Origin of the sequence: Oceanospirillum beijerinckii DSM 7166 (assembly GCF_000422425.1) — a bacterium.
In the GTDB taxonomy this organism is placed as follows: domain Bacteria; phylum Pseudomonadota; class Gammaproteobacteria; order Pseudomonadales; family Halomonadaceae; genus Oceanospirillum; species Oceanospirillum beijerinckii.
In genome coordinates this window covers 70,159-83,505 of the sequence record NZ_KE383828.1, presented here as the reverse complement: position 1 = coordinate 83,505, position 13,347 = coordinate 70,159, and the positions used below count along the sequence as shown (strand labels likewise).

The window sequence follows — 13,347 nt, the reverse complement described above, 5'->3', positions numbered from 1 at the left end:
ATTTACCTGTGATCAGTATAGATAAGACTTGGCTTGCGCATGTTTTGAAATGGGTTCAATGCTGATTTTTTATCTGTGGACGTTTCTATGGCAAGAATGAATAGATTGATCAGAAAGGAGCGGATATGCAGTTAAATCTACTCTGTTATTTTCTGCAGCAGCGATTATTGGGTCGCTATCTGCGTTGGGGGCTGATGGTTGTATTGTTAGTCCTGCCATACAGCAGCGCTCATGCTGTCACTCAGGTTGAGATTATAGCCGATGATAATTATCCGCCGTTTTCCTATCGCGAGGGGTTTAAGCCTGCTGGACTTTACCCAGAGATCTTGACTGCGGTGTTTGCCAGGATGCCTAAATATAAAGTGATTGTTCGGCCTTTACCCTGGCGTCGGGGGCTGGCCATGATGCAAGAGGGCACAGGCTTTGCCATTTTTCCACCGTACTACTTCCCGGATAAAAGGCCCTATCTCTCTGATTACTCGCCCCCCTTATTGGAGGAGCAGGTAACTTTGTTTTGCAGTCGACGCTATGTGGAGGGTCTGAAAAAAAGCCTAAATCGTGTCAAATTGCACTGGCCAGAAGATTTTGCAGGGGCTGTGGTCGGTATTAATCCAGGTTACCTGCTGTTGGAGGATGATTTCTGGGGTAAACATCATTCGGGGTTTTACCATATAGAAGAGGGTATTAGTAACCGCGGCAACCTATTAAAGTTGGCTTCCGGTAGAATGAGCTGTCTGGTAAATTCACGCATGTCCGTATTCTGGGATCTGAAAAATCTGGTTGAGGAAGCGGCAGATATAAAACCAGACCAGATTGTCCAGATGAGTGTTTTAAGCTCTCAGCAGGGCTATCTTGCCTTTTCTTTCGATAATATCCCTACCGGTCTGATTTTATTCGCGAGTTCACTAAAGCGTTTGATGCACTCAAGGACAGCGGCGAGCTGGAGCAAATCATCCTGAATTTTGAGCAGAGCCTGCAGGTTGGGGTCTCGAATGATAGTGATCTGCACTTTACCAAAGAAAAGACCGAGGAAAAATAACCCCGGAAATTCCTTTTATCTCGGCAACACCTCTGACATATCAAGAGCATTCTGGCATAATAGCGCGCTTTCAATAGCAGTCCGTTTCTATCATCTTTATGTACACGGCTGTTGAATCACGAATTTATGGGGTCTAAGCCTTGCTAACCACTGCAAATATCACCATGCAATTTGGCGCTAAGCCACTTTTTGAAAACGTTTCCGTTAAATTTGGCCAGGGTAATCGTTATGGTCTGATTGGTGCGAACGGTTGTGGTAAATCCACCTTTATGAAAATTCTGGGTGGTGATCTGGAGCCTACAGCAGGCAACGTGTCTAAAGACCCCAATGAACGTATCGGTAAACTGAAACAGGATCAGTTTGCTTACGAAGAATACAGTGTGATTGATACAGTAATCATGGGGCACGACGAGCTGTGGAAGATTAAAGCAGAACGCGATGCTATCTATGCCAAAGCAGATATGACCGAAGAAGACGGTATCCGTGCCGGTGAGCTGGAAGGCGAATTTGCTGAAATGGACGGCTACACTGCGGAATCCCGTGCCGGTGAATTGCTGTTGGGTGTGGGTATTCCTACTGAACAACACTATGGCCCTATGAGCGAGGTAGCACCGGGTTGGAAGCTGCGTGTACTGCTGGCCCAGGTACTATTCGCTGATCCTGATATCATGCTGCTTGACGAACCGACCAACAACTTGGACATCAACACCATTCGTTGGTTGGAAGAGGTGCTGAACGAGCGTAACTGCACCATGATCATCATCTCCCACGATCGTCACTTCCTGAACAGTGTCTGTACTCATATGGCTGATCTGGATTACGGTGAACTGCGTCTGTACCACGGTAACTACGATGAGTACATGACGGCTTCGACCCAGGCCCGTGAGCGTCAACTGGCAGATAACGCTAAGAAGAAAGCTCAGATTGCTGAACTGAAAGCCTTCGTAAGCCGTTTCTCTGCAAACGCTTCCAAGTCTAAGCAGGCCACCTCTCGTGCCAAGCAGATTGATAAGATTCAACTGGACGAGATCAAGCCTTCAAGCCGTCAAAACCCATATATCCGCTTTGAGCAAGAGAAGAAGCTGCACCGTCTGGCCCTTCAGGTAGAAGGTGTTGCAAAGAGCTTTGAAGAGCCACTGTTCTCTGATCTGAACCTGATGGTTGAAGTGGGTGAGCGTATCGCCATTATCGGCCCTAACGGCATCGGTAAATCCGCCCTGCTGAAATGTCTGGTGGGTGATCTGACACCGGATGCCGGTGAGGTGAAATGGTCTGAAAACCACAAGCTGGGTTACTACGCTCAGGATCATGCTTCAGACTTCGAAGAAGATAAAACACTGCTGGACTGGATGGGCGATTGGGGCCAGGAAGGTGATGACGAGCAGGTCATTCGTGGTACTCTGGGTCGTCTGTTGTTCTCCCAGAAAGAGATCGATAAATCCGTTAAGGTGATCTCCGGTGGTGAACAGGGGCGTATGCTGTTCGGTAAGATCATGCTGCAACGCCCCAATATCCTGCTGATGGATGAGCCAACCAACCACTTGGATATGGAATCCATTGAGTCCTTAAACCTGGCGCTGGAAAACTACGAAGGCACGCTGCTGTTTGTCAGCCACGACCGTGAATTTGTATCCTCGCTGGCAACTCGTATTATCGAGTTGACGCCGACAGGTATTGTGGACTTCCATGGTACATATGATGATTACCTGAAGAGTCAGGGTATTCAGTAATATCCGGTAGGTAAGTCTAAAAGCCCGTAGCTGATATCAGTTGCGGGCTTAGTTTTATCAGGCCTGTGCTTATTACAGGTTCTTCTTTCTACACAAACTCGCTATTTAAAGTAGCTCAATATCTTATAAGAATCATGTCTGCCAAGCGTCATCGTCTGGATCGTTTTATCAGTCAGCATTCTGAGTTTAATCGCAAAGATATCAGGCTGTTGCTGGCGCAAAAGCGTATCTTTCTTGATCATCAACCCGCAAAAAGTGCTAGTCAGCCTATTGATGAGTTTACTCATGTCCAGCTGGACGATAGGGTACTGCAGGATAATCAGCCGCTGTATATTATGCTGTACAAACCAGCTGGTGTCGTAACTGCTGTTAAAGATGATGAGCACAAAACGGTTCTGGATCTGATTGATCATCCCAATAAAGATCAGCTGCATCATGTGGGGCGTTTGGATCTTAATACTTCTGGTTTGTTACTACTCACCAATGATGGCCGCTTCTCGAAAAAACTCACCCATCCCGACCACCATATCAGTAAGCGTTATCACGTTACCTTAGCGAATCCCATTTATGGCAGTTACCGCAAAACTTTCCAGCAGGGTATCTATTTTGCTTACGAAGGTATCACCACTCGACCAGCCGAGCTGGAAATTCTCAATGATTATCAAGCTATTATCACGCTGACTGAAGGCCGTTATCATCAGATTAAGCGCATGTTTGGTCATTTTCGTAATCAGGTCATTGAATTGCATCGTCATTCAATAGGTATGCTGGAGCTGGATAGTGAGCTGGAGCCGGGACAGTGGCGTTTTTTAAAGGAAGAAGAGTTTGCGCTGTTGGAACAAGAGCCTAATACCATTATGGAATGCTGAAATAGTAGTTTTATTGCGAATTCATCGAATACTGTTTAAATATACAGTTTTCAATAAAGTCTCATTGAAGGAGGTGCTTTGAAAGAGTCTGATCTTTATCTACCAGTAAAAGCCTTTCTTGAAGCCCAGGGCTATGAGGTCAAAAGCGAAATTCATAACTGCGATGTGGTAGCGGTGCGAGGGGGAGAAACCCCAGTCATAGTCGAGCTGAAACTGAGTTTTAATCTGAGTGTGATTTTGCAATCTGTTGATCGATTAGCCTTCAGCTCTAAGGTGTATATCGCAGCTCCCAAGCAGTGCAAAAGCCTGAATAACCAATACAAGCGCATTCTCAAGTTATTGAAAATGTTGGCTATTGGTTTATTAGTAGTCGATAGTCGAAACAATGTTAAAACCCTGCTTGATCCGGCGGAATATAAACCCAGAGAAGTGGGGCACAAAAAAGAGCGCTTATTAGGAGAATTTGCCAAGCGGGTAGGCGATCCAAATCTTGGCGGTGTAAATAAGCGCACAGGCACGATAACAGCTTATCGTCAGCAAGCAGTTTCGATTGCCCAATACCTTAAGGAAAACGGATCCGTTAAAGCATCGAATATTGCCAAAACTCTGGGAATTGAAAAGGCACGGGATATTCTTTACCGTGATGTGTATGGCTGGTTTGATCGTGAAGGCAAAGGCATCTACCACTTATCGCCTCGCGGTAAAAATGAGATTGATGATTGGGTTAAACGCCTGGCTGAAAGTGATAACAAAACAAGCCAATAATACGGCTAACGCGTTTTGCCAGCGCAATCAAATCTAATCACATATCTTTAAGCAATCTCAAGACAAGGAATTCGCTATGCAGGTATCGAAGAAAGAGGGTAAAACCCTCAATAAAGCGCTGGAGCAGTGGTCCGAAAGGGGGCTGATCAGTGCCGAAGATGAACAAAAACTGCGTGAATCCTACCAAGTCAGTACTTTTGATTGGCAGCGTGCAGCCCAATACTCTTTCTGGTTAGCCATCTTTAGTACCCTGATTGCTTTCTTTTCTGCTCTGGCTGACGAATGGCTAATGGAGTTGGTGGAAAAACTTTTCAATGCGACCGAGGCCACCAAGTGTATCAGCATGGTTGTCATTGCCACTCTTCTATATACCTGGGGTATTCGACGTAAAAATATCACTCCTGAAAAAGTATTCAGTAACGAGGCGATATTTTTCCTCGGGGTTGTTGCTACTGCAATGTCCATCTATTTCTTTGGCGGGGCGCTTGAAACCGAGTCGGATGATTTTTCCATGTTGCTGTTATTAGGGGTGATTATCTACGGTGCACTGGGGCTGTGGTTTCCTTCGAAACTGGTTTGGATTTTTTGTTTGGTTTCTCTGGCCAGTTGGTTCGGTGCCAGGACGGGGTATGTTTCCGGCTGGGGTGCCTATTATTTGGGCATGAACTATCCCGTGCGTTTTGTGCTTTTGGGCTTGGTCCTGATTTTTGCGGGCAATTTTGTCTTCACTCAGTGGCAAAGCCGATCTGGATTTCTACGGCCGACCCGAGCCGTAGGGCTGTTGTATCTATTTATCGCACTTTGGCTTATGTCGATTTTTGGTAACTACGGCGATGTGGATAGCTGGGAAAGGGCAAGACAAATTGAGCTATTTCATTGGTCGTTGCTATTTGGGTTAGCGGCTATTGGCGCAATTTGGCACGGTATCAAGTTTGATGATGGTATGACTCGTGGCTTTGGAATCACCTTTATTTTTATAAATCTATATACCCGTTTTTTTGAGTATTTCTGGGATGGCACTCATAAGGCGATTTTCTTTGCGATTTTAGGTATTAGCTTCTGGTATCTGGGTAGCCGAGCAGAACAGATCTGGCATCTGAATATGCTGGGGCTGAATAAAAAGCCAAATCAGGATTAATGGCTTCTAACGGTAAAGCTATCTTAACGAACGCCGCTATGGCTCTCAGTCAATTTTGCTAAGAGCCATTTTTTGTTCTGCTCTTTGTTTAGCTGCAAGAGCTTTGTTGTGTTAGCTCAGTACATTAAGAAATATCCTGCCAGTTTACACCCCATATCGTTGAAGAGGGTGGCGTTAGTTTTTGCAGCTGAGCACTGATTTCTCCCAGCTCTTGTTTTAATTGCTGTTGTAACTGTTGCTGCAGCTGTTGTTCAAGAGCTTGCTGGCTGTCTTGTTTGTATTGTTCCAGTTCACTGCTGATAGCCTGTTTTTGCTCTGTAATTTGCTCGGCCAGTTTTGACTGCTGATTATTGATCTGCTCCAGGCGTGTTTTCAGCAACTCCATCAATGCAGAGACTTTCTGCTGTGTTTCTTTTTCTGCACTCAAGAGTTCAGACAGTTGCTTGGCTTTCTGGCGTTCGCTATCCAGCTGTGCCAGCCAGTGTTGCTCACTTTTCTCGCCGCGATCTCTTTCCTCTTTTAATTGCTGTTGGAACTCTTTACTTAGTTCCAGCACTTTATCCTGATGTTCTTTCAGTTGATCATTCAGGGCGGATTTCTCCTGCTGAATTTCTTCGTGTTGTTTTTTTGCTGTTTCTTTTACGGAAACGAGTTGCTGTTGCGCAAGCTCAAGCTGTTCCTGCTTTTGTATCAGTTGAGCTTCCTGCAGACCATTGATTTTCTGTACTTCACTGATCTGCTCAAGCAGGCTGTTATTTTTCTCTTCCAGCCAGCGGTTTTTGTTTTCCGTATCCAGGGCTGTTTGCAGTGCTTTTTGTTTCTCATCTAATGCCGTTTTCATTTCGACATCAATTTTTTCCTTGTATTGCTCCAGCTCTTTATTGGCTTCTTCCCGCGCTTGCTGCCATAAGGTTTGCATCATTCCACTTAATGCATCCGGGGCAGGGGTGCCTGTTGCGATAACAGGTTTTTCCTGACGCTCACCGCGCCAGCGTTTCAGGTGTTCTGAAATGGTGGTAAAGCTGCCCGTGCCCAGCCTTTCCCTTAAACCGGCAATTGTCGGATTCAGGCCTTCAGACAGCATTTCGTCGATAGCCAGTTTCACTTCGTCATAACTGATGCCAATTCTTGCCATTTTTAATGTTTTCCCACGTCTATAGGTATTGCTAATTGCGTTGTATATTATATTACATATTACGTAATACGTTAAATAAAATATCATAATTATTTTAAATTCACGGTAACGGCTATAACCATGAATTTTTAAAATTACAGTGTTACACTAGAGGTCAAGTTAGCCCCGAGAGTAGAAAAGCCCTGCAAAACAAACCTAAATAGCCTTGTCACCACCAAGGGTGCCGAAAATAAGGCGAGAAACGGCTTAAAAGCGCTCGAGCGAAAAAAAATCGTAATAAATAGAACGCGTATGGTTAAAAAGTAAGCAGAGGGCTGGTGGTTGTCTTAAAAAGTCGGTTAAGGCTGTTTTAGAGCAAAACCAGTCGAAATTAAGGAAGGCCATGTTTGATAACGATGATCAGCAATTTCTATCAGTAAAAGACAGTGAATTACTGCAGGAAGGTTTTCAGCGCAAAAATAATGAAACCGGTAACACAAGGTCAAAAGCTATAGTCGATGTTGCAACGGCAGGTACTGCAGAGACTGGGTATCCGGCGGCGGATGTTTCCACTTCTATTGCGGTTAATACTGATCTGCTACCTATTGAATATATGCAGGATGTGGTTGCTCAACTGCCAGAAGTGTTAACAGGGCAGTGGGGCAGAAATCGTCTGGATCACGAGCCGCAAATTGCCGCCAATAACGATCTTGATGCTGTACAAAGCTGGTTGCTGGAATATCAGAATTCTGAAGAGACTTTTCGTAGTTACCGTCGGGAAGCAGAGCGCCTACTATTATGGTGCTGGCATAAGCAGGGCAAAGCACTGTCTGATCTGAATCGTCAGGATATTGCTGATTACCAGGAGTTCTTAAAAGATCCGCAGCCAAGTTCATTTTGGTGTGGTGAAAAACGGCCCAGAAACTCCGAGCAGTGGAAGCCCTTCCGAGCTGGCTTAAGTCCATCCAGTCAAAAACAGACACTGACTATATTAAAAGGACTGTTTAATTATCTGCGTGACGCGGATTATCTGCGCGGCAATCCCTTAGCGCTGATTAAAAGTCCTCATAAAAAAGCCGTAGTGAAAAAAATCGAACGCTATCTTGAGCTGGAGGATATCCAGCTGCTATTCAACCAGATTCCTGATGATTTTGAATCACCCCGTATTCACAAAGAGTGGATGCGGCAACACACTTTACTTTACTTCCTTTATTACCTGGCACCTCGGGCCAGTGAAGTGGCCGATTGCAAAATGAATGATTTTTTTCAGCGCCGGGGGCGCTGGTGGTGGCGGGTGATGGGCAAAGGTAAAAAGTACGCTGAAATTCCAGTGCCTGATCCATTATTGAAACAGCTGGTTAAATACCGCAAGCACCTGGGACTAACCGATCTGCCAGAACCTGATGATGATTCGCCTTTTATCCGTTCCATTAATGGCACTAAGGGGATCAGTGCTAATATGGTGTATCGGCTGAGTAAAAAAATGCTCAGTGATGCAGCAGACGCTATAAAAGCATCAAGACCCGAGCAAGCCGCAAGAATGCTGGAAGCGTCTACTCACTGGTTTCGACACACCGCCATTACCCACCTGGCGGACCAGGGTGTAGACTTGAGATTAGTCAGTAAAACTGCACGTCATAGCAAGCTGGAAACCACTGCAATTTACTTCCATGCTGAAGACGAAGCTTGGCACGACGCAGTCAACAAACAACATAATAAGGAAGCACTTTAATGAGCCCAAAATCAGTACTTAATTCTGCTGTGATTACACCGGGTTCCAGCCGCCATATGGAGATGATTAAATGGCGGCGTCATATCCATGCACATCCCGAGCTGGCTTTTATGGAACAACAAACTTCAGCCCTGGTAGCGGAAAAGCTGCAAGAGTGGGGAATAGAGATTACAACGAACTGGGCCGAAACCGGCGTGGTTGGCCGGATTAAGGGTAGAGGTGGTCCTGGTCCTGTGATTGCATTGCGCGCAGATATGGATGCGCTATCTTTGGATGAAAAAAATACCTTTGAACATAAATCCCGTCACCAAGGCAAGATGCATGCTTGCGGTCATGATGGCCACACTACTATGCTGCTGGGGGCTGCGCGATATTTGGCAGAACACCCGGACTTCGCCGGTGAAGTTGTTTTAATCTTCCAGCCTGCGGAAGAGGGGGAAGGCGGTGCCCGGGTAATGGTTGAGCAGGGCTTATTTAAACAATACCCTGCGGATTATGTTTTTGGCTTGCATAACTGGCCGGGCCTTGCAGCGGGTGAAGTGGCGGTACATGATGGTCCTGTAATGGCTGGTATGGATACCTTTGAAATTGAAGTAAAAGGTAATGGCACTCATGGGGCGATGCCGCATTTGGGTACCGATCCAACCATCGTTGCTGCGCATCTGATCACTGCATTGCAGAGTATTGTCAGTCGTAATTTGAGTCCGCTGGAGTCCGGTGTTATTAGCGTGACCCAGATGGATGCTGGTACTATGGCAACGATTATTCCTGATCATGTTGTATTAAAAGGTACAACCCGTGCATTGGATAACGATACACATATCTTCCTTCATAAACGTATGAGCGATCTGGTTGAAAATTTATGCGCGGGGTTTGGTGCTACTGGTTCTGTTATTTTTGGCGGAACCTATCCAGCGACGGTCAATGATAGTACAGCCACTGTTGCTTTAGAGCGGGTTGCCAGTACCTTGCTTAGTGAAAAGAAGGTGCATAGTAAGCTGCCACCAAGTATGGGGGCTGAAGATTTTTCTTTCTTTCTGCAGGATGTGCCGGGTTGCTATTTTTGGCTGGGCAATGGTCCTACAGAAGGTAACTGTACCTTACATAGCCCGCACTATGATTTTAATGATGATATTCTGGCGGCCGGAGCCAGCTTGTGGGTGTCTCTGGTGTACCAGCACGGTTTAAGCAGTCGGAAAAAATAACAGATTCAGCCGCACCTGATCGGAAGTGACTGTTATAATACTTTGAAAATTAACACCTTTATGGAGTCTGGCTATCTATGTCTATTGCAACTGCCCAGCAGGAATTGGTTGAAGAGTTTGATTTTTTTGATGACTGGATGGACAAGTATCAGTACATCATTGACCTGGGTAAGCAGCTGCCTGAATTCCCTGAAGAGCTGAAAACTGACGAAAACAAAATTACAGGCTGTCAGTCTCAGGTTTGGATTCACCATGAGTTTACTGATGGTAAAATCAAGCTGCAGGCGATCAGCGACGCAGCGATTGTTTCAGGTCTGATTGCTCTGCTGATGAAAATCTACAATGAGCGTAGCCCGAAAGAGATTTTGACAACAGAACCGACTTTTCTGGCGGATCTGGGTTTGGATAAACACCTGAGTCCAACTCGTAGCAACGGTCTGCATGCGATGCTGAAGCGAATTTCTGAGTTGGCAGTGGTTTATTCTGCGGCTTAACGGCAGAAACTGGCTTAAATAGCTGCAAAAAAGCCCTGATTTATCTGATCAGGGCTTTTTCTTTTTAAACTTGAAGGGGAGCAGGGGCGAATCAAATTCGCACAAGCGACTTAAGCCGCTTGTTTTACCACCGGGCCGCTATGGAAGCGGAAAGTATCATCATCTGATTCGATCAGCTCTTTCTCAACCTGAGCAAAGAAAGCGATACGATCATCAATCGATTCTTCGGCGTACATCTTCGCCAGCATCAAGTAATCCTGATAGTGGCGGCCTTCGGAACGAACTAATGAGCGATAGTATTTCGCAAGTGCATCATCCAGATGTGGAATCAGCGCCATAAAGCGTTCGCAAGAACGGGCTTCGATAAAGGCACCAATAATCAGAATATCAATCAGCTCATCTTTACCTTTACGCACATGTTCACGCAGGCCAGATGCGTAACGGGCTGCAGAGATATGTTCGTACTTGATGCCACGCTCTTCCAGGATGCCAACCACTTGTTCAAAGTGGAGTAGTTCTTCACGAGCCAGTTGAGACATTTTTTTCAGCAGATCAGGGCGATCTACGTAGCGATACATCAGATTCATCGCAGTGGAAGCGGCTTTTTTCTCGCATTGAGCATGATCAATCAGCAGAATATCCAGATTCTGCACCGCTTGCTCAATCCACAGCGCCGGAGTGCGGCAAGGTAGGAACTCAAACATCTCTTCTAATAAATCAGTGTCTTTCACGAATCAGCCTGTCTGTATTTTCAATAATCTGCTTGTTGATGGTCCGGTAAAGTTGCTCCAATTGCAGCTCATTATGCATCGGATCCTTGAAAGCCAGACCATAAGCCTCGATTTGCTGGATTCTTCCTGCACCTGCACGCAGCAGATCAATCACCCAGCACAGAGGATCAAAGTGCTTAGTATAACGGATTCTGTGTTTGATAAGTTGCTGTTCCAATTGATCTTTATCAATCAGCTGAAAATATTCTTGTACAACATCAACACTCAGCCACTCCGTACGGCGCATAATATTCTGTCGCTGCTCTGAGGTCATTGCACCCCAGCGTAAAATCTCATCAGAATTTCGTTTACAGCCACGACAGATATCATCACCTTGAGTGGTACTGCATACCCCAAGACAGGGGGATTCAATTCGCGTCATTACGCTTTGTCTCATTTTCTGTCGTTAACTTTTCATTAGTGGTGCTGGATAATTTTGTTTTGCTAAATGCGTTGTTGTTCGCTGCTTTCTGTTCGTGGTTGTCATCTTGGAAGTGATGTTCACTACAGCTATGGCCACAACAAGATGCTTTTGAATCGCTTGTCGTTTCTGTATTTGCAATAGGCTTCACACCATTATGCCAACAGCCTTTTTCTGGTACCGGATCATAACCGCCTTTGGCCATAGGGTTACAACGTAAAATCCGTTTTACCGTCAGGATAAATCCCTTAATCGCGCCGTGAGTTTCCAGGGCTTCCAGGGCATATTCTGAGCAGGAAGGGTAGTAAATACAGCGTTGAGGCAGCATTGGGCTGATAAAATAGCGATAAAATTTTACCAGTAATTTAAGCAACCATTTCATAATGCTATCTCAATCAAGTCCAGTTCCTTTTATGTACTTATCGTAATTATGAAGGACGTCGGTTGGATAAGCGAAGCGACAACGGACATCAATCTCAATTGTCGGAAGGCGCCTTGCGGCTTTTCCGACCTACAATATTACTCTTAAACAAAGAGACTGTATAAAAATACATGTGACCGTAAAAATGGCACTGTACGGCAAAAAGCAGAGAGTCTTACTTCTTATATAGCTCAGATGGATCAATCAGCGGATCAGAATCTACCTTCAACTCGTCACCATCGACAACCATATAGAAGCAGTTGCGACGACCGGTGTGACAAGCCGGACCCGTCTGATCAACTTTCATCAGAATCGTATCCGCATCACAATCCAGGCGGAACTCTTTCAGATGCTGTTCCTGACCGGAAGATTCGCCCTTGCGCCAATACGCTTGACGGGAGCGGGACCAGTAACAGACCCTGCCTGTGCGTAAGGTTTCCTGAATAGAATCCAGATTCATCCAGGCCATCATCAGAATTTCACCCGTATCATGCTGTTGAGCAATGGCAGGCACTAAACCATCTTCATTATATTTGATGTTTTCCAGCGCCTGCTGCAGATCATAAGTCTGATTCAGTTCTGATTTTTCGATGGCTTTCCAGCTAAAGTTATCACTCACGATGATTGCTCTTTTATCTGTTAATGGCTTCTACAGCATATGATCTGGCTGCCACAGGTTTTTGCTAACGGGATTACGGTAACCGTGTTACGTTAACAAAGTTCACGCTAAAAATTGAAAGTGGCAGTGCTGTTTAATAATTCGTTTTGCTTGGTTTACCCGTTGTCAGTTACCAGGATCTACTTACGGGGTGTTTCAGGGCTTTGCATCGATTTCTTTCTGGCCGAAAACAGACTGGAAATCACAAAACAACCTGCCGCCAGCAGAATAATCGTAGCGCCCGCCGGTAAATCCGGGCCGTAGGATAACGCAAGACCGGTCGATGTAAAACCAAGACCTAATAATGTAGCCAGTGCCATCAAAGAGGATAGAGTGCGCACATAATGTCCGGCGATGGCGGCAGGCAGCGTCAATAGGGCAATTACCAGAATCAAACCCACCACCTGAATCAGCAACACAACCGTTAATGCGACAATACACAGTAATAGTAGATAAAGCAGATTAACCGGCAAGCCTCTTAAACGGGCAAACTCAGGATCAAACGCCACGGCCTGAAAAGGACGATAGAGTAGGGCGATGGCACCAACAATCACCACATCCATACCGGCCATCAACCACAGATCGTCTTCTGCCACCAGCAGGATATTACCAAACAGATAGCTCATCAGATCAACCTGATAACCCGGTGTTTGGCTGATAAAGATAATACCCAGGGCCATACCTGAGGCCCACAAGGCACCAATCAAGGTATCTTCCCGTGCCTGCCAGTAGAGTTTTACCAAGCCGATAATAAGGGCAGAGATCACTGCGGCGATTAAAGCACCTACAAAAGGAGATCCGCCGAGAAAATAGGCGATGCCCATACCACCCATTACCGAGTGCGCGATACCTCCGGCCAAGTAACTGATACGCATCACTACGACATAGCTACCGATCAGGCCGCAGGCGATACTGGCCAACACACCGGCAATCACTGCACTCTGTAAAAAGCTCTGTTCTGCCAGAGCGGTAAAAAATTCCATCATGTCCG

14 protein-coding genes are annotated in these 13,347 nt (G+C 45.8%); 8 read left to right on the top strand and 6 right to left on the bottom strand.

Annotated features, from left to right (window positions below):
- Window positions 1-125 precede the first annotated feature (125 nt).
- The 5 genes from H579_RS0119080 (at window position 126) to H579_RS26625 (ending at window position 5,541) form a co-directional block, all read left to right on the top strand.
- Window positions 126-959 carry a substrate-binding periplasmic protein gene (locus H579_RS0119080; protein WP_028301982.1) on the top strand — a complete coding sequence of 278 codons (834 nt, stop codon included), beginning with the start codon at window positions 126-128 and terminating at the stop codon, window positions 957-959.
- Between the two features lie 220 nt (window positions 960-1,179).
- Entirely contained in the window at window positions 1,180-2,769 is a 1,590-nt protein-coding gene (locus H579_RS0119075) for an ABC-F family ATPase (protein WP_028301981.1), read from the top strand.
- Between the two features lie 134 nt (window positions 2,770-2,903).
- Window positions 2,904-3,638, top strand: a complete 735-nt coding sequence (locus H579_RS0119070; RefSeq protein WP_028301980.1) for a pseudouridine synthase — start codon at window positions 2,904-2,906, stop codon at window positions 3,636-3,638.
- A 78-nt stretch (window positions 3,639-3,716) separates the two neighbouring features.
- Window positions 3,717-4,403 carry a DUF2161 domain-containing phosphodiesterase gene (locus tag H579_RS0119065; RefSeq protein ID WP_036566833.1) on the top strand — a complete coding sequence of 229 codons (687 nt, stop codon included), beginning with the start codon at window positions 3,717-3,719 and terminating at the stop codon, window positions 4,401-4,403.
- Between the two features lie 76 nt (window positions 4,404-4,479).
- Complete coding sequence (locus tag H579_RS26625) at window positions 4,480-5,541, top strand: DUF2157 domain-containing protein (RefSeq protein WP_051227932.1); 1,062 nt, start codon at window positions 4,480-4,482, stop codon at window positions 5,539-5,541.
- A gap of 124 nt (window positions 5,542-5,665) precedes the next feature.
- Here H579_RS26625 and H579_RS0119055 read toward each other — a convergent pair whose 3' ends face one another.
- Entirely contained in the window at window positions 5,666-6,676 is a 1,011-nt protein-coding gene (locus tag H579_RS0119055; protein WP_028301978.1) for a DNA-binding protein, read from the bottom strand.
- Window positions 6,677-7,058: 382 nt separating this feature from the next.
- On the opposite strand from H579_RS0119055, the gene H579_RS0119050 reads away from it, so the two are divergent.
- The 3 genes from H579_RS0119050 to H579_RS0119040 all read left to right on the top strand — a co-directional run bounded on the left by H579_RS0119050 (window position 7,059) and on the right by H579_RS0119040 (window position 10,086).
- Window positions 7,059-8,387: a tyrosine-type recombinase/integrase gene (locus H579_RS0119050; RefSeq protein WP_051227929.1), complete on the top strand. Its 1,329-nt coding sequence runs from the start codon at window positions 7,059-7,061 to the stop codon at window positions 8,385-8,387.
- Complete coding sequence (locus tag H579_RS0119045; RefSeq protein ID WP_084624232.1) at window positions 8,387-9,592, top strand: M20 aminoacylase family protein; 1,206 nt, start codon at window positions 8,387-8,389, stop codon at window positions 9,590-9,592. Before H579_RS0119050 ends, H579_RS0119045 begins: the two co-directional genes overlap by 1 nt.
- Before the next feature lie 77 nt (window positions 9,593-9,669).
- The gene (locus H579_RS0119040; protein WP_028301975.1) at window positions 9,670-10,086 is read left to right on the top strand and encodes a SufE family protein; all 417 of its coding nucleotides are present in this window, start codon (window positions 9,670-9,672) and stop codon (window positions 10,084-10,086) included.
- A gap of 110 nt (window positions 10,087-10,196) precedes the next feature.
- Here H579_RS0119040 and H579_RS0119035 read toward each other — a convergent pair whose 3' ends face one another.
- The 5 genes from H579_RS0119035 to H579_RS0119015 all read right to left on the bottom strand — a co-directional run bounded on the left by H579_RS0119035 (window position 10,197) and on the right by H579_RS0119015 (window position 13,342).
- On the bottom strand, window positions 10,197-10,790 hold the full coding sequence (locus H579_RS0119035) for a MiaE family protein (RefSeq protein ID WP_051228026.1): 594 nt from the start codon (window positions 10,788-10,790) through the stop codon (window positions 10,197-10,199).
- 13 nt (window positions 10,791-10,803) lie between these two features.
- Complete coding sequence (locus H579_RS26620; protein ID WP_036566829.1) at window positions 10,804-11,238, bottom strand: DUF1289 domain-containing protein; 435 nt, start codon at window positions 11,236-11,238, stop codon at window positions 10,804-10,806.
- Window positions 11,225-11,659, bottom strand: coding sequence for a membrane protein insertion efficiency factor YidD (gene yidD, locus H579_RS30005; RefSeq protein WP_084624230.1), 435 nt, complete (start codon window positions 11,657-11,659; stop codon window positions 11,225-11,227). The genes H579_RS26620 and yidD overlap by 14 nt, the downstream gene beginning before the upstream one ends.
- A 214-nt stretch (window positions 11,660-11,873) precedes the next feature.
- A complete protein-coding gene (hisI, locus tag H579_RS0119020) occupies window positions 11,874-12,317 on the bottom strand; it encodes a phosphoribosyl-AMP cyclohydrolase (RefSeq protein WP_028301973.1) in 444 nt (147 codons plus the stop codon).
- A gap of 179 nt (window positions 12,318-12,496) precedes the next feature.
- Complete coding sequence (locus H579_RS0119015; RefSeq protein WP_028301972.1) at window positions 12,497-13,342, bottom strand: metal ABC transporter permease; 846 nt, start codon at window positions 13,340-13,342, stop codon at window positions 12,497-12,499.
- Window positions 13,343-13,347 lie beyond the last annotated feature (5 nt).

Excerpts from the sequence above, each read along its gene's own strand:
- H579_RS0119080 (WP_028301982.1), top strand. The coding sequence starts at position 126 with ATGCAGTTAAATCTACTCTGTTATTTTCTGCAGCAGCGATTATTGGGT.
- H579_RS0119070 (WP_028301980.1), top strand. The coding sequence starts at position 2,904 with ATGTCTGCCAAGCGTCATCGTCTGGATCGTTTTATCAGTCAGCATTCT.
- H579_RS26625 (WP_051227932.1), top strand. The coding sequence starts at position 4,480 with ATGCAGGTATCGAAGAAAGAGGGTAAAACCCTCAATAAAGCGCTGGAG.
- H579_RS0119055 (WP_028301978.1), bottom strand. The coding sequence starts at position 6,676 with ATGGCAAGAATTGGCATCAGTTATGACGAAGTGAAACTGGCTATCGAC.
- H579_RS0119050 (WP_051227929.1), top strand. The coding sequence starts at position 7,059 with ATGTTTGATAACGATGATCAGCAATTTCTATCAGTAAAAGACAGTGAA.
- H579_RS0119045 (WP_084624232.1), top strand. The coding sequence starts at position 8,387 with ATGAGCCCAAAATCAGTACTTAATTCTGCTGTGATTACACCGGGTTCC.
- H579_RS0119040 (WP_028301975.1), top strand. The coding sequence starts at position 9,670 with ATGTCTATTGCAACTGCCCAGCAGGAATTGGTTGAAGAGTTTGATTTT.
- H579_RS0119035 (WP_051228026.1), bottom strand. The coding sequence starts at position 10,790 with ATGTTTGAGTTCCTACCTTGCCGCACTCCGGCGCTGTGGATTGAGCAA.
- H579_RS26620 (WP_036566829.1), bottom strand. The coding sequence starts at position 11,238 with ATGACGCGAATTGAATCCCCCTGTCTTGGGGTATGCAGTACCACTCAA.
- yidD (WP_084624230.1), bottom strand. The coding sequence starts at position 11,659 with ATGAAATGGTTGCTTAAATTACTGGTAAAATTTTATCGCTATTTTATC.
- H579_RS0119015 (WP_028301972.1), bottom strand. The coding sequence starts at position 13,342 with ATGATGGAATTTTTTACCGCTCTGGCAGAACAGAGCTTTTTACAGAGT.